General features: G+C 69.3%; 24 protein-coding genes and 1 tRNA gene. 8 read left to right on the top strand and 17 right to left on the bottom strand.

Translation table 11 applies throughout. The features are described from left to right. Window positions 1–50: 50 nt before the first annotated feature. On the bottom strand, window positions 51–470 hold the full coding sequence (locus M9902_RS08045) for a hypothetical protein (protein WP_297170673.1): 420 nt from the start codon (window positions 468–470) through the stop codon (window positions 51–53). Window positions 471–631: 161 nt separating this feature from the next. Beyond that, on the bottom strand, window positions 632–1,102 hold the full coding sequence (locus tag M9902_RS08040; RefSeq protein ID WP_297170671.1) for a YiiD C-terminal domain-containing protein: 471 nt from the start codon (window positions 1,100–1,102) through the stop codon (window positions 632–634). A gap of 44 nt (window positions 1,103–1,146) precedes the next feature. Here M9902_RS08040 and M9902_RS08035 point away from each other — a divergent pair, with 44 nt between their 5' ends. From M9902_RS08035 to hemF, 3 genes are all read left to right on the top strand, one after another. Continuing rightward, the gene (locus tag M9902_RS08035) at window positions 1,147–1,902 is read left to right on the top strand and encodes a uroporphyrinogen-III synthase (protein WP_297222112.1); all 756 of its coding nucleotides are present in this window, start codon (window positions 1,147–1,149) and stop codon (window positions 1,900–1,902) included. Window positions 1,903–2,010: 108 nt separating this feature from the next. Next, on the top strand, window positions 2,011–2,847 hold the full coding sequence (locus tag M9902_RS08030) for an EamA/RhaT family transporter (RefSeq protein WP_297222110.1): 837 nt from the start codon (window positions 2,011–2,013) through the stop codon (window positions 2,845–2,847). Between the two features lie 75 nt (window positions 2,848–2,922). Then, on the top strand, window positions 2,923–3,825 hold the full coding sequence (gene hemF / locus M9902_RS08025) for an oxygen-dependent coproporphyrinogen oxidase (protein WP_297222346.1): 903 nt from the start codon (window positions 2,923–2,925) through the stop codon (window positions 3,823–3,825). A gap of 6 nt (window positions 3,826–3,831) precedes the next feature. On the opposite strand, the gene M9902_RS08020 is transcribed toward hemF, so the two are convergent. The 10 genes from M9902_RS08020 to M9902_RS07975 all read right to left on the bottom strand — a co-directional run bounded on the left by M9902_RS08020 (window position 3,832) and on the right by M9902_RS07975 (window position 13,081). After that, the gene (locus M9902_RS08020) at window positions 3,832–4,911 is read right to left on the bottom strand and encodes a porin (protein ID WP_297222108.1); all 1,080 of its coding nucleotides are present in this window, start codon (window positions 4,909–4,911) and stop codon (window positions 3,832–3,834) included. A gap of 77 nt (window positions 4,912–4,988) precedes the next feature. Beyond that, window positions 4,989–5,924: a sugar kinase gene (locus tag M9902_RS08015; protein ID WP_297222106.1), complete on the bottom strand. Its 936-nt coding sequence runs from the start codon at window positions 5,922–5,924 to the stop codon at window positions 4,989–4,991. Between the two features lie 3 nt (window positions 5,925–5,927). Further along, window positions 5,928–6,950: an SPFH domain-containing protein gene (locus M9902_RS08010; protein ID WP_297173554.1), complete on the bottom strand. Its 1,023-nt coding sequence runs from the start codon at window positions 6,948–6,950 to the stop codon at window positions 5,928–5,930. 46 nt (window positions 6,951–6,996) lie between these two features. After that, complete coding sequence (gene rocF, locus M9902_RS08005; RefSeq protein WP_297222104.1) at window positions 6,997–7,920, bottom strand: arginase; 924 nt, start codon at window positions 7,918–7,920, stop codon at window positions 6,997–6,999. Window positions 7,921–7,960: 40 nt separating this feature from the next. Next, window positions 7,961–8,036 (bottom strand) — tRNA-Thr (locus M9902_RS08000). A gap of 47 nt (window positions 8,037–8,083) precedes the next feature. After that, the gene (locus M9902_RS07995; RefSeq protein ID WP_297173561.1) at window positions 8,084–8,722 is read right to left on the bottom strand and encodes an SPOR domain-containing protein; all 639 of its coding nucleotides are present in this window, start codon (window positions 8,720–8,722) and stop codon (window positions 8,084–8,086) included. Window positions 8,723–8,765: 43 nt separating this feature from the next. Continuing rightward, a complete protein-coding gene (locus tag M9902_RS07990) occupies window positions 8,766–9,482 on the bottom strand; it encodes a type III pantothenate kinase (RefSeq protein WP_297173564.1) in 717 nt (238 codons plus the stop codon). Continuing rightward, window positions 9,479–10,468 (bottom strand): biotin--[acetyl-CoA-carboxylase] ligase, encoded by a 990-nt coding sequence (locus tag M9902_RS07985; protein WP_297222344.1) that lies wholly within the window; start codon window positions 10,466–10,468, stop codon window positions 9,479–9,481. Before M9902_RS07985 ends, M9902_RS07990 begins: the two co-directional genes overlap by 4 nt. Before the next feature lie 8 nt (window positions 10,469–10,476). Beyond that, entirely contained in the window at window positions 10,477–11,109 is a 633-nt protein-coding gene (gene plsY, locus M9902_RS07980) for a glycerol-3-phosphate 1-O-acyltransferase PlsY (protein ID WP_297222101.1), read from the bottom strand. A 154-nt stretch (window positions 11,110–11,263) separates the two neighbouring features. Further along, the gene (locus M9902_RS07975; protein WP_297222099.1) at window positions 11,264–13,081 is read right to left on the bottom strand and encodes a DegV family protein; all 1,818 of its coding nucleotides are present in this window, start codon (window positions 13,079–13,081) and stop codon (window positions 11,264–11,266) included. 129 nt (window positions 13,082–13,210) lie between these two features. Between M9902_RS07975 and M9902_RS07970 the strand changes: the two genes are divergently transcribed. Next, window positions 13,211–13,516: a hypothetical protein gene (locus M9902_RS07970; RefSeq protein WP_297222097.1), complete on the top strand. Its 306-nt coding sequence runs from the start codon at window positions 13,211–13,213 to the stop codon at window positions 13,514–13,516. 3 nt (window positions 13,517–13,519) lie between these two features. Continuing rightward, window positions 13,520–14,299 carry a M90 family metallopeptidase gene (locus M9902_RS07965; RefSeq protein WP_297222095.1) on the top strand — a complete coding sequence of 260 codons (780 nt, stop codon included), beginning with the start codon at window positions 13,520–13,522 and terminating at the stop codon, window positions 14,297–14,299. 15 nt (window positions 14,300–14,314) lie between these two features. Here the strand turns inward: M9902_RS07965 and M9902_RS07960 are convergent, their stop codons facing one another. The 5 genes from M9902_RS07960 to dusA form a co-directional block, all read right to left on the bottom strand. Further along, a complete protein-coding gene (locus M9902_RS07960) occupies window positions 14,315–15,682 on the bottom strand; it encodes an ATP-binding protein (RefSeq protein WP_297171031.1) in 1,368 nt (455 codons plus the stop codon). Window positions 15,683–15,796: 114 nt separating this feature from the next. Beyond that, complete coding sequence (locus M9902_RS07955) at window positions 15,797–16,480, bottom strand: response regulator transcription factor (RefSeq protein ID WP_297171026.1); 684 nt, start codon at window positions 16,478–16,480, stop codon at window positions 15,797–15,799. A gap of 46 nt (window positions 16,481–16,526) precedes the next feature. Beyond that, complete coding sequence (locus M9902_RS07950; protein WP_297171023.1) at window positions 16,527–16,961, bottom strand: hypothetical protein; 435 nt, start codon at window positions 16,959–16,961, stop codon at window positions 16,527–16,529. Between the two features lie 92 nt (window positions 16,962–17,053). Next, window positions 17,054–17,965: an arginine deiminase-related protein gene (locus M9902_RS07945; RefSeq protein WP_297222093.1), complete on the bottom strand. Its 912-nt coding sequence runs from the start codon at window positions 17,963–17,965 to the stop codon at window positions 17,054–17,056. After that, window positions 17,962–19,221, bottom strand: coding sequence for a tRNA dihydrouridine(20/20a) synthase DusA (gene dusA, locus M9902_RS07940; RefSeq protein WP_297222091.1), 1,260 nt, complete (start codon window positions 19,219–19,221; stop codon window positions 17,962–17,964). Before dusA ends, M9902_RS07945 begins: the two co-directional genes overlap by 4 nt. Before the next feature lie 78 nt (window positions 19,222–19,299). Here dusA and M9902_RS07935 point away from each other — a divergent pair, with 78 nt between their 5' ends. The 3 genes from M9902_RS07935 to M9902_RS07925 form a co-directional block, all read left to right on the top strand. Continuing rightward, the gene (locus M9902_RS07935) at window positions 19,300–19,722 is read left to right on the top strand and encodes a hypothetical protein (RefSeq protein WP_297222090.1); all 423 of its coding nucleotides are present in this window, start codon (window positions 19,300–19,302) and stop codon (window positions 19,720–19,722) included. A 72-nt stretch (window positions 19,723–19,794) separates the two neighbouring features. Beyond that, window positions 19,795–20,373, top strand: coding sequence for a type IV secretion system protein (locus M9902_RS07930; protein ID WP_297222088.1), 579 nt, complete (start codon window positions 19,795–19,797; stop codon window positions 20,371–20,373). A gap of 12 nt (window positions 20,374–20,385) precedes the next feature. Next, window positions 20,386–20,650, top strand: a 265-nt coding sequence (locus tag M9902_RS07925) for a hypothetical protein (RefSeq protein ID WP_297222085.1), incomplete at its 3' end; no start/stop codon positions are given.

The following is a 20,650-nucleotide window of genomic DNA, read 5'->3' as shown; positions in this document are numbered from 1 at the left end:
GGGCGGCAATTGTAGCCGCAGCGCCCGCACCATGCCGGGCCGGGCGCGCCTCAGTCGCTGGGCCACAAGTCGGGCAGACCGCTCATCTGCCACCACATCTTGCGCTCTTCGTCGTAATGCCATTGCTCGCGGTAGCGCACGGTGCGCTCGGTCAGGTTGTATTTGTTGACCACGCCGATCTCGATCTCGCGCACCACGTCGCCGTTCTCCAGCACGCGGGTTCCAAGCTCGCGGTAGCTCGAGATCTGGACCTGCTTGTAGCGGGAAAAATCGATGTCGGTCAGCGGGTGGTCTTCCCGGACCTTGGGATCGATCAGGTTCCAGGCCCCTTCGAAATTGCCCCAGCGGATCGCCGCTGAATAATCGATCTGGTTGCGGTCCAGCGCGCCAGCCTTGCCGCCGGCTTGCGGGCAACCGGCGAGCAGGACGAGGCAGCACAGCAGCAGACAGCGAAACAGCAAACGGGCCATCGGTGTTCTCCGCGGGTGGCGTTTCCGCATCCTACCTGCTTGTTCAAGGCAATGCTGATCAAGCCAGCATTGCCTGCCGACCAAGGAAGGCCGGCCACGGATCATTCACGCAAATGATTGATCCGAGTGCTCTCGGGGCGCGCGGCAACCCTCGTGCCGGGTCAGGGTTTGCCAATCGCCACGTAGCGCCCGGAAAAGGTCGCCGCCACCCCGCCGTCGGCCAGCAGCGTGCGCGCGCGCAGGCGGGCGCCGGCCCGACCCTGGCGCGCCAGCGTGTCGGCCAGCGCCGTGCGCTCGGCAGCGGTGTCGAAGCTCGCCTCGACCACGATGTCCTCGAACACCGGTTTCAGATATCGGATCTGGCTGTCGGCCACGTACACCTCGGCGACCTGATCGACCTGTTCCAGCTCCAGCGTCATCAGGCCCCAGGCGGCGATGGTCATCAGCGACACGGTGCTGCCGCCAAACGCGCAGCCCTTGTCGTTGACGTTGGCATCGAGCGGGGCGCGCAGGCGCAGCAGGCCGTCGCGCCATTCCAGGATCTGCGGCCGCAGCGCGGCCACCGGCGGCATGCCGAGGAAGTGGCCGGTTAGCGCCGCCAGTGCAGCGATGGGTGTGGTGTTTGCGTCCATGCCGACAGCCTGCCGCAAGCCGGCGGTTGTGCCAAGCTTTCGACATGCCCGCCCGCTCTCGCCCGCTGCCGCTGTCCGGCTGGACCGTCCTGTCGCTGCGCCCGCGCGGCCAGCACGACAGCCTGCGCGCCGCCGCCGCGCGCGCCGGGGCGCGGACGCTGGCGCTGTCGGTGCTGGCGATCGTGCCGGTTGCGGAGATCGAGGCGCAGCGCGCCCTGGCGGCCGATCTGGTCGTCTTCACCAGCCCCAACGCGGTGCGGATGGCAGCAGCCCTGCATCCTTTGCGGGCGCGACGCGGGCAGCGCTGGCTGGCGGTGGGTGCCGGCACCCGGCGCGCGTTGCGCCGTGCAGGCATCGCCGCCGACGCGCCGCGGCGCATGGACAGCGAAGGCCTGCTGGACCTGCCGGCGCTGGCGGACTTGCACGGCAAGACGCTGGGGCTGATCACCGGCCAAGGCGGGCGCGGCCTGCTGGAACCGGCGCTGCGCGCGCGCGGCGCGCAGGTGGTGCGGGCGGACGTCTATGCGCGCGTCACCGTGGCGCTGACACCCGCCCGACTGGCCGCGCTGGAGCTGGCACTGCGGCGGCCGCAGCGGGTGCTGCTGGCGCTGACCAGCGCCGAAGCGCTGGCGGAGCTGCGGGCGCAAACCGCGTTGCCCGGCCTGCGCAAGGTGCGCGTGATCGTCGCCAGCGGGCGGCTGGCGCAGCTGGCGAAAGCCGCCGGTTTCGATCGCGTGGTGATCGCGGCCAGCGCACGCCCGGCGGCAATCCTGGGCGCGGCCGTGGCTGCTTGCGGATGAGGCGCAGGTTCGCAGCGCCGACGCCTGCCCCGGCTTCGTCACCCGGCCGCTGCGCCCACCACGCCGGAGCGCGTAAAGTGCTCGGCATTTTGCGAATCGGCTGACGCAATGACCTTCGTGCTTCTGGCGGCCCTGTGCAGCGTGCTGGTGTCGGTGCTGCTCAAGCTGGCGCCGCGGCTGCGTTTCGACATCGGCCAGGCGGTGGCGTGGAACTATGTGGCGGCGCTGGGGCTGGCGCTGCTGCTCGGGCCGGCGCCGGCGGCGCTGCGCGACCCCGCCACGCCGTGGCTGGCATTGGCCACGCTGGGCGTGCTGCTGCCGACGATTTTCCTGGCGCTGGGCGCCTCGGTGCGCCACGCCGGGATCGTGCGCACCGACGCTGCCCAGCGGCTGTCGCTGCTGGTACCGCTGCTGGCCGCGTTCACCCTGTTCGGGGAAACCCCGGCGCCGCTCAAACTCGCCGGCTGCGCGCTGGGCCTGGTCGCACTGGCCTGCATGGTCCAGCGTCCCGGGCGCGCGCCGACCCCGGGTGCGGGCTGGCGCTATCCGCTGCTGGTGTTTGCCGGGTTCGGCGTGATCGACGTGCTGTTCAAGCGGGTGGCGGCCGCGGGCATTCCGCTCGGCACCGCGCTGACCGCCACTTTCGCGCTGGCGCTGGTGGTGGCCTTTGTCATTCAGTTCGCCCGCCGCGCGCGCTTCACCCCACGCAGCGCGCTGGCCGGACTGCTGCTGGGCCTGCTCAACTTCGGCAACATCCTGTTCTACCTGCGCGCGCACCGCGCCTTGTCGCAGCAACCCTCACTGGTGTTCGCCAGCATGAATCTGGGCGTGGTGGTGCTGGGTGCGCTGATCGGAATCGTGGTGTTCCGGGAGACGCTCGGCCGCACCGCGACGATCGGCCTGCTGCTGGCGCTGGCGGCCATCGCCTTGTTGACCCGCGGCTGATCTGGGTTGTTGATTCAGATCAGGCCGACGCCGGACACGTCGGCACGACCCGCCTACACTGGCCACATGCAAACGATTCCCGATTTCGATCAGGTCCGCGCCTATCTTGCCGACCTGCAAGACCGCATCTGCGCCGCGATCGAGTCCGCCGACGGCGGCGCACGTTTCCATGAAGATCGCTGGACCCGCGCTGAAGGCGGCGGTGGCCGTACCCGCGTGCTGCGCGAGGGCGGCGTGTTCGAACAGGCCGGGATCGGTTTTTCCGACGTGATCGGCAGCGCGCTGCCGCCCTCGGCCACGGCCGCACGCCCGGAATTGGCGGGCGCGAGCTGGCGCGCAGTCGGGGTGTCGCTGGTATTCCATCCGCGCAATCCGTATTTGCCGACCACCCACGCCAACGTGCGCCATTTTTGCGCGCAGCGCGACGGCCAGACCGTGGCCTGGTGGTTTGGCGGCGGCTTCGACCTGACGCCGTTCTATCCGTTCGACGACGATATCACCCACTGGCACCGGGTTGCCCGCGCGCTGTGCGAGCCGTTCGGCGGCCAGGCCCGTTACGCCGCCCACAAGGCCTGGTGCGATCGCTATTTCTTCCTCAAGCACCGCGATGAGACCCGCGGCGTCGGCGGGCTGTTCTTCGACGACTTGCACGATGACGCCGACGCTGACTTCGGCTACCTGCGCGCGGTCGGCGACGGCTTCCTCGATGCATACCTGCCGATCGTCGAACGCCGGAAGGACACCCCGTTCGGCGAGCGCGAGCGCCAGTTCCAGCTGTACCGGCGCGGCCGCTACGTCGAATTCAACCTGGTCTACGACCGCGGCACCCTGTTCGGCCTGCAATCCGGTGGCCGCAGCGAATCGATCCTGATGAGCCTGCCGCCGCTGGCGCGCTGGGAATACGGCTACGTGCCGGAACCCGGCAACGCGGAGGCGCGGCTGGCCGACTACCTCAAGCCGCGCGATTGGCTGGGATAAGCCCGCTCAATAGCTGAACTGCACCCGCACGCCGGCGGTGAGCGGGGAATTCGTGACGCCGGCGCGCCGGCTCCGGAAGTGCAGCAGGTTGGCGATCACCCGCAGGCGCGGGTGCGGATAGCAGGTGGCCGCCAGACCCCAGGTTTGCACTTGCCCGCCCTGCACCGGGCCATCGTCGAGGTCGATGAAGCCTGCGCGCAGCGCCAGTTCCCAGCCGACGTGGCCCGCCGGGGCCGGGCCGGCGGCAATGCCGCGCTGGTAGCGGCGGCCGTCGCCGGTGGGCGACCAGGTCAGCTGCACACTGCCGGCGCTGGCATGCACAGTGCCCAGGTCGCGACGCACGATCACCTGCGCCAGTTCCACCTGCGCCGACCACGCGCCGCGCAGCCACAGGGCTTCGGCCGCGAAGCGATCGACCCGGTCCACGCCTGCGAGGCTTCCGGTTGCCGCAGTCTTCAGGTCGGAAAAGACGGTCCCGGCATTGAGGCTGTAGCCGGCGCGCGCGCTGCGGGGGAATTCGCTGGCCACGCTGAAGCCGAGGTGGGCGCTGGTCTGCGCCTCCGAACGCAGCCGCCAGGTGCCGCGCAGGCTGGCGCCCGGCGATGCATTGCTGCCATCCAGGCGCTGCCCGAACAACGCCGCCGCGAAGGTGCCGCGCGGGCCCCAGCGGGCATATTCGACGCCGATCCGGCGGCTGATCACCAAGGCCCCGAGCGGCGATGGCTCCAGGAAGGCACTTTGCTTGTCGGTGAGCGCATCTTCCAGCGAGAACGGCTGCTTGAACTGGCCGATGCGAATTGCCTCGCCATTGGAAGGCGACAGTTCCAGAAATGCATCGGCCGGCGTGCGTCCGGAAAAATCGTGCTCGACCACCAGCTGCCAGCGCTGGTCATCGCCCTTGACGCGAAACCCCAACCGCGCGCGCCGGAAACCATCCACCGACTGCGCCGAGCCATTGCCGGAATCCACCCGCGCCCATTCGTACTGGAGATTGGCGGTCGGCACGATCTTCGCCGGCGCGGCACCGGCAAGCGCGGGCCACGCGGCGGCGGCAATCAGGACGATGCAAGGGGCTGAACGCAGCATGCGGCGGGGCTCGGGGCGACACTCGACGCAGTGTGCCGAAACCGTATGACGGGCCAATGACAATCCCGCCCCGACGCTCACAGCACCAGCCGGCCGTGGCGGTCAGCCGTGTCGATCACGGCTTCCATGCCGGAATTGAATTCGAGGAAATCGGCCTCGATGCCATCGCTGAAAATCACCCCGAAGCCGGCCATCTGCGAGACCATCCGCAGCGGCTGGCCGGGCGTGATGGTGCCGAACACCAGCTCGGTGCCGGTGGTGCGGCTGGGAAAGGGCTCGCGCACGGTGAAGTGCAGGTAGTCCGCTTCCCACGGGAAACCCCGGGCGCGCAAGCCGTCAAGCGCCGGTTCCAGCGGGCCGTGGACGATCCCGGCCGCGCCGGTGATCAAGCTGCGGAACCAGCCGGTGGAGCCCAGCCCGGTGGACACGATCACGCCGCTGGACGACTGGGTTTCGCGCAATTCGCCCAGCTGGATTTCATAGCGCGCGGACACATGGCTGCGCGGGCCGATGAACAGGTCATTGACCGCATGCAGCTCCTGCCCGTCGCTCAGACGCACCCGCGCCATCGTCACTTGGCGGATCCGGCGTTTTTCGGCCAGCACTTCGGGCAGCAGCGCGTTCAGGTCACCGGGCTTGAACGGCAGCAACACCCCATCCCAGCGCGCCGGATCGGGGTTCACGCCAAGCACCGGCTGTCCGGACAGGTATTTGAGGGTGTTGGCCACCAGCCCGTCCTGGCCCAGCACCGCGACCAGCGCATCGGGGGCGAACAGATAGTTGGGCAAGAAGCGACGATCAAGCCGGTGCACCCGGCCAAATCGTCCCAGCGCGGCTTCGGTCAGCCGCAGCGCCGACTGGTAGTTGCGGTGCTCGGTTTCATAATCGCCAAAATCGGCGCCGAGGTGCTCGACGTAAAACCGCGCCTGCTCGACCGTGTTGAAGCGCGCGACCAGATCCTCCAGACGCGACTGGCGCACCACCAGCACGATGCGCTGGTTCAGCGCGTCCAAGGTTTACTCCTTGCCGGTGAGCTGGCGCAGCAGGTCGGGGCTGATGTTGAGCTCGCCGATGCGCTGCGCGTTTTCCGCCAGCCCCTGGAAAGCCTGGGCAATCAGCGCGCCCGGATCGGCCTGGCCGACGTTGAGTGCCTGCAAGACCTTGGGGTCGATCTTCCCGACCACCTCCATCAACGCGGCCATCGCGTAGGCGCGGCTTTCGGATTCGGTTTTCGCGTTTTCCGCACGCAGCCGGGTGAGCGCCTTGTTGCGGTCTTCCAGATCGATCTTGCCGGCCATGTCCTGCTGCTGGATCTGCTGGCGTTTTTCCAGCGCTGCGCGCTCGGCTTCGAGCTGGGCGTCGCGGATCTGGCGCTTCTTGGTTTCCACCGCGATCTCGGTATTGAGCTCGTTTTCCTTGATCGCGCGCTCCTGCTCGATCGCCGCATTGCGGCGGCGGTAGGTGGCGTCATCGGCCTGCTTGAGAATCTGCTCGCGCACGGTGGCTTCCAGCGCCCGCGCGGTTTCCGGATTCGGCCGCACCGCCAGCACCGAAAGATTCACCAGCTCGAGCCCGAGCGCAGGCAGGCCGTCGGCGCCGCGCAGGCCCTCGCGCACCGCCTGCACCAGCCCTTCCGAAGCCCCCAGCAACTGCTCCAGAGTCTGCCCGGCCAGCACCGCGCGCAGCTGCACCTGCACGGCATTGACCACCCGCTGCGGCAGCCGGGTCGGGTCTTCCGAGACATGGGCGCCGTTGCCACCGAGGGTGAAGTTCATCAAGCCGGTGAGCCGCTTGGGATCGACGACGCGGTAGGTCGCCTGGCCCTGGAAGGTGATTTCCTGGAAGTCGGCGCTGACCTCGTTGAACATGAAGGGCACGTCCACGCTCTCCAGCGGCACCGATACCAGCGAGGTGCTGGGCGCGAAGTAGAAGAACGCCAACCCGGTGCCTTCGCGCACCAGTTGTCCGTTGCGGTACTGGATCAGGTAGGTGCTGGGGGTTGCCTTGGCATAGCGCAGGCCGAACATGGCGTTCTCCACGAAATCACGATAGGTGTCAGCGTGCGCGCAGCATGGCGGGCCCGGCTCAATCCCGCATCAGCGTGGACTTGCCGAACAGGCTTTCCACCAGGTCCACGGCCAGCTTCGCGGTCATGTTGCGGCGGTCGAGGGCCGGATTGATTTCGACCAGATCCAGCGAGGCCAGCCGACCGCAGTCGGCGATCATCTCCATGATCAGCTGCGCCTCGCGGTAATCGATGCCGCCGGGAACGCGGGTGCCGGTGCCGGGCGCGATTGGCGGATCGAGCATGTCGACATCGAAGCTGACGTGCAGGTGGGTGTTGGCATCGACGCCGTCCAGCGCCTCGTTCATCGCGCGGCGGATGCCGACCTCGTCGATGTAGCGCATGTCGTAGATGTCCAGGCCCTGCGCCTGCACCAGCTGCTTCTCGCTCGGATCGACCGAACGGATCCCGATCTGGCGGATCTGCTCCGGCGCCAACTGCGGCGCCGGGCCGCCCAGCGCCGTCAGCGCCTCCGGGCCGAGCCCGCACAGGCAGGCCACCGGCATGCCGTGGATGTTGCCGCTGGGGGTGATCGCGCGGGTGTTGAAGTCGGCGTGGGCGTCCAGCCACAGCACCCGCAACGCCTTGCCGGTTTCGCGGCAGTGCGCGGCCACCGCGGAAATCGAACCGATGGCGAGGCAATGATCACCACCAAGCAGGATCGGCATGCGGCCGGCGCGCAGCTCGCGGGTGCTGATGTCGAACACGGCCCGGTTCCAGGCCACGACTTCCGGCAGATGCCGGTAGCCATCGACGGGCGGCGTCTGCGGGTTGGCCGGGCCGACCGCATCGCCCACGTCGCGCACGTCCACCCCGCGCCCGGCGATCGCCTCGATCAAGCCGGCCACGCGCAGCGCTTCCGGCCCCATCGAGGCGCCGCGCAGGGACGCGCCGATGTCGGTGGGTGCGCCGAACACGGAAACGGGCGGATAGCTGCGGGTCATGCGGACTCCGGTCGTGATGAAAATGCGCACAGGCACGGATTGGTGCCGCTTGTCCGAATCGAACGGACGACCTGCTGTTTACAAGGCAGCTGCTCTACCAACTGAGCTAAAGCGGCGTGACAACCGGATTCTAGCAGGGGCGGAAGGCAGGCCCGCGGTGACCTTACCGCAGCATCCGGCAGTCCAGCGCCTGTGCCGGCGCGATCTGCGCCACCCGCGCCTGGCCCATCCCGGCCGGCAGGCGTGCATCCAGCCAGATCCGCGGTTTGCCGCTGCCGCGGGCTTCGATCATCGCCTCGACGCCCTTGCCGCGCAGCTCCTCAACGCGCCGGCGCGCGCCGGCTTCGCTGCTGAAACGCCCCAGCGCGATCCGGTTGGCGTGACTGCCTTCGTTCATCACGAACACGTCATCCACGCCCTGGGTCTTGAGCTTGCCGGCCAGTTCGACCGCCTCGGCGCGGCTGGCCTGCGCCGGCAGATACACGTCCCAGCCGCTGGAGGCGCCGGAACGGTCCTCGAAGGGGGTGGCCTCGATGCCGAGGGCGGCCAGCGCATCGCGGGCGCCGGAGCGCGCGGCGGGACCGGCAAACGGACCAAAGCGCAGGCACAGGCCGGTGGCTTCCGGTTGCGCAACGGGCCCGCGGGCTTGCGCCGCGGAGGCCTGGGCCTCACTGAGCAACTTCAGCTGTGGCGCATCCGGCGGCGCCTGGACCGCCGCTCGCGCCCGTGGCCCGGCCACCCACCACGCCGCGGCGCTCAGGTTCAGCATGAAGAAAATGACCAGGGCGGCGCGCAGCAACATCGGAACAGTTTAGCGAAGCCGGGAGCCTTGCCGCAGATTGCGCTCAGCCCAGCCGCAGCGCCTGCCAGCGCGCCAAACCCGCCAGCACCGCATCGGGCACCCAGCGGTGTTCAGGCAGCCGCGCGCGCAGGGCCTGCGCGCCGCCGCCGTGCAGGCACAGCGCCGGCGCGACGCCAAGCCGCGCTTGTGCGTTGTGCAGGCTCTGTTCAACCAGCGCCAGCGCCGCGCCCTCGCAGCCCGACGCCAGCGCATGGTCGGTGTCGTCGGCAAATTCCGCATACTGTCCACCCGCCGCGGGCAGATGCGGTGCACGCGCGTGCAGACTGGCGCGCATCAGCGCCGGCGCCGGCGCAATGCGGCCGCCCAGGTGACGCCCGGTTGCATCAACCAGATCGAGCGTCAGCGCGGTGCCGACGCCGACCACCAGCAGCGGCGCGCCGTGGCACAAGCCGAGCATCGCCAGAAACCGATCGACGCCCAGATGCTCCGGCACCGGATAGGCGATCCGCAGCGGCCCCAGCGCCGGTTCGGTGCGCACCCGGTGCAGCCGCTGGAAGCGTGACGCCAGCGCCTGCAACAGCGCGGCGGTGGGCTCCGATGGCGCCACGCTGGCCACGCAGGCGACCGCACCGGAGGGCAGCGCGGCGAGCCAGTCGTCGCGATCGCAGGCGATCGCCGCAACCTCGCCCACGCCGCTGTCGGCACCCAGCCGTGCCCACTTCAGCCGGGTGTTGCCCAGGTCGAACAGCCATATGCTCATGCGCGCACGCTCACATCCCCCGCGTGGACCCGGCGTTCGCAACCGGACCCAGCGCGCACCCGCAGCGCGCCATCCACGGCGATGCCCAGCGCCCGCGCGTTCCAGCGCTGCGCGTCCTCGCACACCACGACCTCACGGCCGGCCAGCGCGTCCCATTGCGCATAGCGCTCCAGGAACGGTTCCAGCCCGGCACTTTCGAAGACATCCAGGGCCGGCAGCAGGTGGGCCAGCAATTCCGCGACCAGTCGATTGCGGGCGGGCGGGTTCGGCGCAAGGCCGGCCAGGTCGATCCATGGCTGATCGATGGCCGCGGCGACGCGGGTCGGCATCCTCACGTTCACCCCTATGCCAAGCACGGCCCGGCTCAGGCCGGCCGCCTCGCCGCCGCCCTCCACCAGCAGCCCGCCGAGTTTGTGCAACGTCCCGCCGCGCGCCACCACCAGGTCATTCGGCCACTTCAGCCGCACCGCGCCGAAGCCCTGCGCGTGCAGCGCCTCGCAGGCGGCCACCCCGGCGGCCAGGCTCAGCCCGGCCAGCCGCGCCAGCCCGCCGCGAAAGCCGCGCGCCAGCGACAGGTAGACGTGGGCAGCCAGCGGCGAGGCCCAAAGCCGCCCGCGCCGCCCGCGCCCGCCGGTCTGGCGCTCGGCCAGCAGCACCGCGCAGCCGCGCGCCGGCGTGGGCCGGCGCAGCAACTCGCTGTTGCTCGAATCGATCGACCAGAGCAGATCCAGCGCCGCCACCTGCGTGCGCAGCGGCACCGGCAACGCGGCGCGAATCGCGTCGGCATCCAGCAGGTCGAGCGGCTGGGTCAGGGCATAGCCGTCGCGGACGTGCGCCTGGATGGGAATCCCCGCGTCGCGCAGCGCGGCGATCCGTTTCCACACCGCCGCGCGCGTGACACCGAGTTCGCCTGCCAGCGCCACGCCCGTCACCGGCCCCTGCGCCAGCCGCAGCAGCAGCGCACGTTCCTCACCGCCGGGTCGCATGCCGCGCGTCACGCGCGCCCCCGCCAGCGGTGCAGCAGCCGCGCCCGTTCGAACCGCAGCTCATTTCCGCGCCACAGCCGGCGCAGGTTCTCGCGATGGGTGAAGGCGATGAACAATGCGATGGCGACGGCAAAGCCCGACGCCGGCGCACCCGCGTCCAGCAGCCACGCCCACAGCGGCAGGCTGGCCGCCGCCAGCACCGTCGCCAGCCCGACATAACCGCTCGCGATCAGGACCAGCAGCCACAGCCCGACCAGCAGCGCCACCGCCAGCGGCCACAGCACCAGCAGCGCACCGACGCCGGCGGCCGCGCCCTTGCCGCCGCGAAAGCCGTGCCAGACCGGCCAGACGTGGCCGGCCATCACCGCCAGCAGGCTCCACCACGCCCACGCCGGTGCCAGTTGCAGCGCCAGCCACGCCGCCAGCGCGCCCTTGCCCAGGTCAATGGCCACCACGCCCAGCGCGAAGCGCGCGCCTTGGGTGCGAAAGGCATTGGTGCCGCCGGCATTGCCGCTGCCCTGCGTGCGCACATCCACCCCACGCAGGCGCCCGAGCAGCAGGCTGCCCGAGAGCGAGCCGAGCAGATAGGCGGCCAGCAGCACGAGCGCGGCAACCAGTGCAGGTGGCAGCGAGGCAGGCATCGGTCGTTGCGATCCTGAGAAAGCGGCATGAGGGGAATGGCAGCGATGATACCGGTGCCGAACCGGCGCCGGGCCACACCCCGCAGGCCACTGCGCGCTCGATCCGCAGGTGCGCCATCTAGGACGGACGAGCCTCCCGCCGCACCACGCCGCCTCAGCCCGACGCCGGTTGCAGCCCCGCCAGCAAGGTGCCGGGGCCGGCGTGGGCGCCGATCGCCGGGCCGATTTCGACCAGATGGTCACCCGCCACCGTCAGGCGCTGGCGCAGCGCCGCCAGCATCCGCGCCCCGTCCTCGGCGGCATCCGCATGCCCGACGATGACCCGCCAGCGCTGCCCCGCCGGCACATGCCGCGCCACGTAGCGCGCAAACGCCTCCGGCGCGCGCTGGCGCGCCAGCAGCCCGCCGGCCACCTTCAGCACGCCCTGTTCGGTGACCGCCGCCACTGGGGTCAGGCCGGTCCAGCGCACCAGGGGCGCCGCCCAGCGCGGAATCCGGCCACCGCGCACCGCGTGTTCGATGTTGCGCGCCATTGCGAAGGTGCGGGTCAGCGGGCGCAGCCGCAGCAATTCGGCCTCGATCGCTGCCGGGTCGGCGCCGGCGGCGGCCAGTTCCCCGGCACGCCAGGCCAGCAGCGCCTGCCCGGCGCTGACATTGCGGGTATCGAAGCAGCGCAGCTTCGCCTCGTGATCACGCGCGGCCGTTTCCGCCGACTGCAGGGTCCCCGAAAGCGGCCGCGACAGACCGACGTACAGCGCGGCGGACTGGCAGGCCAGCACCTGGTCGAACACGCGCCGGAAATCGCCCGGCGGCGGTTGGCTGGTCTTGGGCAGCGCAGCCGATGCGCGCATCCGGCGATAGAACTCGCCGACGCCCAGGCCGAGGCGATCGAGGTAATCGCGTCCGTCCAGGCTCACCCGCACCGGCACCATGTGGATGCCGAAACGTTCCGCCAAGTCTTCGGGAAGGTCGGAAGCGCTGTCGGTGATGATGGCGACCAGTCCGGGCGACTGCGCGCTGCGCTGCTGGCGCAGCATGTCGTCGGCCTTCATCGCCTCGACCCGACCGAAACCGGCGCCAATGTCGAAAATCCGCTGCGGCTGGCCGCTGTGTCCGTGCACGCGGACCCGGCGCGCATTGCCGGCGATCACCAGCGAATCCACCCCCTGCGCCTCCAGCGCGGCGCGCAGCGCGACGCGATCGATCGCCTCGCCCACCAGCAGGCATTCGGTGCAGTAGCGGCGCTGCGGATCGATCGTCTCGTGCGAATGCGCAACCGGACCGGCGTCCTGCGCCGGCAGCGGCAACCCGCCGTGCGCGCGCAGCGTCGCCAGGCCACCGTCGGCGTAGGCGGCGATGCCTTCGAGCCAGACCACGAATCCACGCGCGCCCGCATCCACCACGCCGGCCCGTTGCAGCACCGCCATCTGTCTGGGGGTGGCCGCCAGCGCGGCATGGGCGCGTTCGAGCGCATCCGCAAACAGCCGCCGCGGCGAACGTTGTTGCAGTCGGGCGCCGTCCTCCAACGCCGCGCTGAAAGCCTCGATCACGCTCAGGATCGTGCCTTCGACCGGCTTGGCCAAGGCGGCCCGCGCGGCCTCGGCGCCACGCCGGACCGCACTGGACAGGCCTTCCACATCCAGCACCTGGCGCTGGCGCAGGCGTTCGGCGCTGCCCACCAGGAACTGCGCCATGATCGCGCCGGAGTTGCCGCGGGCGCCGTCGATGGCATCTTCGCCCACCCGTTCCAGCAACTCGCCCACCTGCCGGCTGCGCCGGCTGAGCGCGCCGTGCAGAACCGCGCCGAAAGTGGCTGCGAGATTGTTGCCGGTATCGCCGTCGGGCACCGGAAACACGTTGATGCGGTTGAGCTCGTCGCAGGCGGCGATGACCCGGCGCGCGCCCACGATCAGCGCCCGCCGCAGCGCGGCAGCGGTGATGACGGGTGGCGGCTCCAGGCTGACGGCGTGCATTCGTTCAGTCTGCAATGAACCCTGCCGAACCGCCTGCTGCGACGCAGCAACACCACGTCCGGTTTATCGCTATAGTGCGTGTTGGGTTCGTGCCGGTCGCACGGCCCGCCCCCCACGCCGGTGATCGCCATGCGCCCGTCCAAGACGCTTTGCCTGCTCGCCTGTCTCGTCCTGCTCGGCTGTGCTGGCCAGGCGGCCGCGCGCGAGCCGCAGCGCGCGGCTCCGGAAGCCGTTGACCCTCCCGATGCGGCCAGCTCGCAGGGTGAGCGCAGCTTCGACGGCGACATCGACGCCGCCGTGGCCGGCGCCCACGCGGCCCAGCGCGCGACCAAGCCGGCCGCGCGCACGGCGACGCCCGCACCGACGCGCTCCAGCGGCGACGCCCGCACCTTGCCCTCGCGTTTCCACAGCTTCCTGCCCGGCATGTTCCGCTGACGCGTGATCTGGCCGTTCTCGCGGCGCCCGTCGGCGTCTCCAGCCCTCGATCCCATCCGCTTCCGGCAGGCCGCCGTCGGCCTGCCCTGGCTGCGCGGTCTGGACGCGGCGCGGCTGCAGCGCCTGGCTGCGCTTGCGGCGCAATTCCTCGACGAAAAAACGATCACCCCGGTGCACGACCTGCGCCTGAGCGACGTCCAGCGCCTGCGGCTGGCCCTGCTGTGCTGCCTGCCGCTGCTGGAATACGGCGCGGACGGCCTGCGCGGCTGGAGCGAGTTGATCGTCTATCCCGGCGCCTTCCGCGTCCGTCACCAGCGGCTTGACGCCCACGGCGTGCTGCATGATGACGTGGCGGATCTGGCGGGCGAAGCCTGGGAGCGCGGCCCGGTGATCCTGTCCTGGGCCGACGTGCGCGACAACATCGCCGAACCGTTCGAGGGGTACTGCGTGGCGGTGCATGAGATCGCGCACAAGCTCGACGCGCTCGACGGCGGCCTGGACGGCACCCCGCCGCTGCCACCGGCGTGGCGCAAGACGTGGGCGGCCGATTTCCAGCAGGCCTTCGATGCGCTGTGCGCGGACGTGGACGCCAACCGCGACCCCTCCATCGACCCGTATGCCGGCGAATCAGCGGAAGAATTCTTCGCGGTCTGCAGCGAATACCACTTCTCCGCGCCCTGGCTGCTGCGGGCCGCCTACCCGCAGGTCGCCGGGCATCTGGAAAGGTTCTACGGCGCGTCCCCCGCGGCCAGCGCGCACGGCCTGCCGCCAACCGGCGGCTGATTCACCGACACCGGCTCAGGCGCCACCCGGCAGCAGGGCCTCGAAGCGCGCACCTCCGCGCTCTTCGGAGCGCCCCACCCGCAGCTCGCCGCGGTAGGCGCGCAGGATGTCCTGCACGATGGACAGGCCAATGCCGTGGCCCTGCACGCGCTCGTCGCCGCGCACGCCGCGCTGGAGCACGCGGGCGATTTTTTCTTCGGCGATTCCCGGGCCATCGTCTTCCACCACGATCCGCAGGCCGGGCCGGCGGCCCGCACTCGGCGCGACTTCGGTGACGGTAAGCAGCACCCGCGCGCGCGCCCACTTGAACGCATTCTCCAGCAGGTTGCCCAGCAGCTCCTGGAGATCGCCCAGCTCGCCGTGGAAACGCGCTTCGGGCGCGATCTCGAATTCGCACAGCACCCCGCGCGCGGCATAGACCTTTTCCAGGCCCACCACGATCTGTTCGGCGTAAGGCTCGATCTCGATCGGCGCCGCATACAGCGCGTGTCCGGTACGGGCGGCGCGCGCGAGCTGGTAGGACACGAGGTCATTCATCCGCCGCACCTGGGTATCCACTTCCTGCCGCAGCTCGGCTTCATCGCCTCCCGCATCCAGCCGCGCGCGCAGCACCGCCAGCGGCGTCTTCAGACTGTGGGCCAGGTCGGCCATGGTATTGCGCTGGCGCTCGAGGTTCTCACGCTCGCTCTGGATGAAGGCGTTGATGCTCTCGGTCAACGGCTCCAGTTCGCGCGGGTGGGCTTCGCTCATGCCTGCGGCCGAACCCGCCTGCACGCGCTTGAGCTCGTCGATCACGTCGCGCAGCGGGCGCAGGCTCCAGCCCAGAACCACCGTCTGCAACAACAGCAACACGGCACCGGCGCCGCCGAGGTAGCCCCACAGCGCGGCGCGGAAAGTTGCGACCTGATCGGTCAGGGCCGAGGCGTCTTCAAGCACGTAGACGGTATAGGGAATTTCCTGGCCGCTGCCACTGCTGATCCAGGCCAGCCCGTAGCCGTAGCGATACACCATGCCCTGTTCGCCGTTGATCCGGGTCATCGGCAGCGGGCCGTCGAACTGGCGGGTGCCGGGTTCGAGCAGCGGCCCCGGCGGCAAGCGCGGGCCCTGCGCCGAATCCGATTCCCAGCGGCTGGCGCGCAGCACGATTTGCGCGTACAGGCCGCTGCCGGGACGCAGGAAGCGCGGGTCGGGCGCGACCCAGGGAGGAATCACGCTGCCATCGCGCGCGAAGTCACTGCCGGCATAGGCCAACGCATAGCTGTGCAGGCGCTCGCGCATCCCGTTTTCGGCGGTGTTCTGGAAGGCGTGATCGAGGGCGAAGCCGGCCAGCGCGAGAAAAGCGATCAGCCCGAGACTGGCGGCCCACAGCTGGCGCGAACGCAGCGAGCGCGGCTGGGCGATCCGCAGCCGACGCCGGCGCGGCGGCGGTCTGGACTCAGGTTCGGGTGGGGAAGACATCATGCCCGGCAGCGACCCCGACCGCAGCCCGACCGCAGGTCATTCGCCGCTGCGGGCGATCGCGAACCGGTAGCCGCGCCCACGCACGGTTTCGATCGGCTTGAGCGCGCCGTCGGGATCGAGCTTCTTGCGCAGCCGGCCGATGAAGACTTCCAGCACGTTGGAATCGCGATCGAAATCCTGCTGGTAGATGTGCTCGGTGAGGTCGGCCTTCGAGACCAGTTCGCCAGCGTGCATCATCAGGTATTCGAGCACCTTGTACTCGTAGCTGGTCAAATCGACGTTGGCACCGTTCACGCTGACGGTCTGCGCCGCCAGGTCCAGCAGCACCGGGCCGCATTCGAGGCTCGGCTTGCTCCAGCCGGCCGCGCGCCGCACCAGCGCGTTCAGGCGCGCCAGCAGTTCCTCGACGTGGAACGGCTTGACCAGATAGTCGTCGGCGCCCTGGCGCAGACCCTCGACCTTGTCCTGCCAGCTCGAGCGCGCGGTCAGGATCAATACCGGGAATTTCTTGCCTTCGCCGCGCAGTGCCTTGATCAGCTCGATGCCCGACATCCTGGGCAAACCCAGATCGATGATGCCAACGTCGAACGGCACCTCGCGACCCATGTACAGGCCTTCCTCGCCGTCTTGCGCCGCATCCACCGCGAAGCCCTCGCGCTTGAGGCGCGCGGCCAGGGTTTCGCGCAACGGCGCTTCGTCTTCCACCAGAAGGATACGCATGCCAGCTCCCCGAATGGCGCGCCACCGCGGCGGCGCGCTCGATCAATCAATCGTCGTTGTCGTCACCGCGCTGCGAACCGGTCGGCCGGCGACCCCCGCTGCGCGAATCCTGCATGTATTCCCGCACTCGCCCACGGTCATCAACCACCTTGACCCGGTGCATGTCGCGACCGTCGTACTGCACGCGCTCGACCGAGAGCACCTCGCCGCGGGTGTCGCGCTCGATCCGGCGCACCGCATCGGAAGCGCTGTCGCGGCGTTGCTGGCGGCGCAGGAATTCCTCATTCCCGGCCAGCGGCGGTGGCTGCATCCAGGGGGGCGGCTGGCCACGATCACCGTTGCGCGCCTGCGGGTACGGCGGCGCCTGCTGCGCGAACGCCGCCGGCGCCGCGCCCAGCAGGGCGAGGGCGATCAAGCTCGACAGGGCGCGTGGACGGCAGGACATGAAATCGCGTGTACCCAGAATCTTGTGCGGGCCCATTCTTGGCGCCGCGGAGTGAATCCGCCCTGAAGTCTACCCCACGACCTGACCCGCCATTCAGGTCCGCCGGCGGGCTTTGCGTGACTCCGGTCTCAGAAAATCTCGCCAATGCAGCAGCGCAGAGAACCGCCGGCGGCCTCGATCGCATCCAGTGCCACGCCCTCGACCCGGAAGCCGGCAGCGGCCAGCACGCCGCGATGCGCGGGTGTCAGCGCCGCGGCCGCGTTCGCGCTCATCCACACCCTGTCCGCCGACAGCGCGATGCAATTGCCGACGAAGGCGGCATGTTCGGCCTCGTTGCATACCACCGCATGCGGCGCGTAGAACTCGGCAATGGCCTGCGCGACCGCCGGATCAGCGAAGCCGTTCGGACACACCACCGTCGCGCGACCGGCCAGCACCGCCAGCACCACATTGGTGTGGTATTCCCCCGGCGCCAGATCGAACAACAGCGTCGCGCGCAGGCCAAACGCTTCGTGCATCAGGCGCGCACCTTCCTCGTCGCAACGCTCGGACAGGCCGCAATAGCCCAGCCCGCGGGCGTGGTCGATCACCAACGCGCCGGTGAGTTCGCAGGCGTGCGGCTGCGCGTCCAGAGCAACTTCGGCATAGCCCAGCACGTCACGGAAAAACCCGCGAATGTCGGCGCGCCCGGCTTCACGCTGGCGTACCTCATGCCGCATCCGGCCAACCACGTAGCGCCCCGGCGCAGTACCGAACACATTGTTGGGAAACACCGCGTCCGGCGTGTCCGGGTTGCCGGCAAAGCAGACCGTCGGCAGCACCGCCGAGAGCGCCCGCTGCAAATCCCGGTGCTGCGCCGACGCACGCGCCGCATCGAACGCGGTCGCCTCCGCCATGTAGGCATTGTCCTGCGCCGACTGCTCGGCCAGTCGAAACCCATCCGGCGCCACCAGGAACGCGGCGCGTGCGGTGGCCGCGCCGAAATCGGTGTCGAGGGTGCGGGCGTGGGCGGTGAAGGCGGTGAAGTCGCGGGTGATCATGGCGTGATGGATTCTCGTTCGGTCAGTGCCAGGGCGCGTTCGACCAGTGCCCAATCGGCACCGGGCTGGTGCGCGCCTTCGCTCAGGATCTGGCGAAAGGCGCGCCCGCCGGGCTGACCGGAAAACAGCCCGAGCAGGTGGCGGGTGATGTGTTTCAACAAGACCCCACGCGCAAGCTGCTCCTCGACATAGGGACGATACGCGCGCAACAGCTCGGCGCGAGATCGCAACTCCGTTCGTGGCGAGCTCATTTCCGTTCGTGGTGAGCCTTCCCCCGTTCGTGGTGAGCTCTCCCCCGTTCGTGGTGAGCTTGTCGAACCATGAACGCGCGCCTGCGCCCACCCTTCGACAGGCTCAGAGTGAACGGTTTGATGCGTTCGTGGTGCGCTCATTTCCGTTCGTGGTGATCCCTCCCCCGTTCGTGGTGAGCTTGTCGAACCATGAACGGCATTACCAAACCAACGCACATCCAGCTCGTGCAGCAGATACGGCGTGTGATAGGCGGCGCGCCCCAGCATCGCGCCATCCACATGCGCAAGGTGCGCCGTGGCTTCCGCCGCATCGGCAATGCCGCCGTTGACGATGACCTGCAACGTCGGTCGTTCCTGTTTGAGTCGATAGGCCCAGTCGTAGCGCAGCGGCGGCACTTCGCGATTTTCCTTGGGCGACAGGCCCTTGAGCCAGGCATTGCGCGCATGCACCACGAACAGCCGGCAGCCGGCCTCGGCAATGGTGTCGATGAAACGCAGGAAGTGCTCCCACTCGTGGTCGTCATCGACGCCGAGGCGACACTTCACCGTGATCGGCACCTCCGGCACCGCCGCGATCATCGCCGCCACCGATTCGGCCACCAGCGCGGGCTCGCGCATCAGGCAGGCGCCGAAACGCCCGACCTGCACGCGGTCTGAGGGACAGCCACAGTTGAGGTTGATTTCATCGAACCCATGCTCGGCACCGATCCGCGCCGCCTGCGCCAGCAGCGCCGGTTCGCTGCCGCCCAGCTGCAGGGCCACCGGATGCTCGACCGGATCCAGCGCCAGCAGCCGTGCCCGGTCGCCGTGGATCACCGCATTGGCATGCACCATCTCCGAATACAGCCGCGCATGCGGTGCCAGCAGGCGATGGAACGCCCGGCAATGCGCATCCGTCCAATCCATCATCGGGGCGACGGAAAGACGCAGGGAGGCGTCATAGCGCGATTTTTCGCGCTGAGCCAATGACTTACCCGTGTTTTCGCGTTCCTTAGTTGCGCTCATGATCGGCTAATTTCGCGAGTTTTCGGGCTCGAAGTGCAACACGTGGTGCAACATGGAGGCCGTTGTTACACTCCGGACATGGGCTCAATTCTCTCCCGCCGCCGGAAGAACGGATCACTAGGTTACACGGCCATCGTCCGACTCAAGCGCGATGGAAAGACCGTCGTTTCGGAGTCGGCCACCTTCGACCGGCGGCAGTTGGCCAACGAGTGGATGCGTCGACGAGAAGCCGAGCTGGATCAGCAGCGCGCCCGTGGCGAACCAGTGGGCAAGGGCTCGACCTTGGCCGAACTGCTGGACTGGTACGGCAAGACCATAAAGGAACTGACGCCCTGGGGTCGCACCAAGGAAGCCGACCTCAAGCGCCTGACCGGCTACGAGATCGCGAAGAAGAATGTGTTGCGCCTGACCACCGCCGACTACATCGGCCACGTCGAAGCGCGTCGCAGGGACGGAGCTGGTCCGGCCACCGCCAACAGCGATCTGATATGGCTGCGCTAAGTACTGCGGTCGGCCCGTGCCTCCCTGTCCCTGCCCATCGATCTGCAACTGCTGGAGGACGCCTCCCACGAGTTGCGGCAACGCCGCGTAGTTGCCAAGTCGAAGCGGCGCCAGCTCAAGCAGCTGCAGGCCCAGCTCGACCAGGCGAAGATGCAATACGCCTCGCTCACCGGCTCGCGCGGGCTCGGCGAGATCTTGCCCGAGGACTACACCAGTTCGGTTCCCCGCAACTGGCAGGAAACGCTTGCGGCCATGGAGGGCGGCGGTTCGGTCGGCAGCCTGGCCCAGTCGATCGCCGAGCAGGCCTCGCAGCTCGACGACGAGCATTTCAACGATGTCCTGGACGACGTCACCGCCTCGATGCAAGCGAACTTGGACAACGACGCTAGCGCCCAGGCGCTGAACGCGCAGGTCTACGACAACTCCGGCAATCGCTTCGAGCGCCTGCAGAACCTCATGGGGCAGATCGATTCCGCACAGGACATGAAGGCGATCAGCGACCTGCAGGCCCGCCTGCAGGTCGAGACCGGGATGTTGATGAACGAGCTGATCAAGCTGCAGTCGATGAACGCCATGATCGCCAAGCGCGACAGCCTCCAGGAGAGCGAAGCGATCCAGTCCAGCTTCCGCCTCCGCGCCGGCAGCTACTGAGGGAGGCCAAGCATGAAGATCCATGTTTGCCTGGCCATTTCCGTCGCCATTCTGGCGGCGGCGTGCACCCGCACCGACAGCGGCGAAACGGAGATCTCGGCAACGGTGCAGGTTGCACCCGCGTTCGACCCAGGTTCGATGACAGAGCCGCCCCCACTGGCAGAAGTGACCGGCAACGATGCGATCAGCCGGGCCAAGGCCGAGGAAGTGTATTTCCGCTGCGCGAAGGTCCCGCGGCCCGAGCGCAAGACCAACCCTTGGTGCCAGCTGCGCGACC

It is taken from the genome of Thermomonas sp., assembly GCF_023953935.1.
Classification (GTDB): Bacteria; Pseudomonadota; Gammaproteobacteria; order Xanthomonadales; family Xanthomonadaceae; genus Thermomonas.
This window is presented reverse-complemented; position numbering and strand designations above follow the sequence as displayed.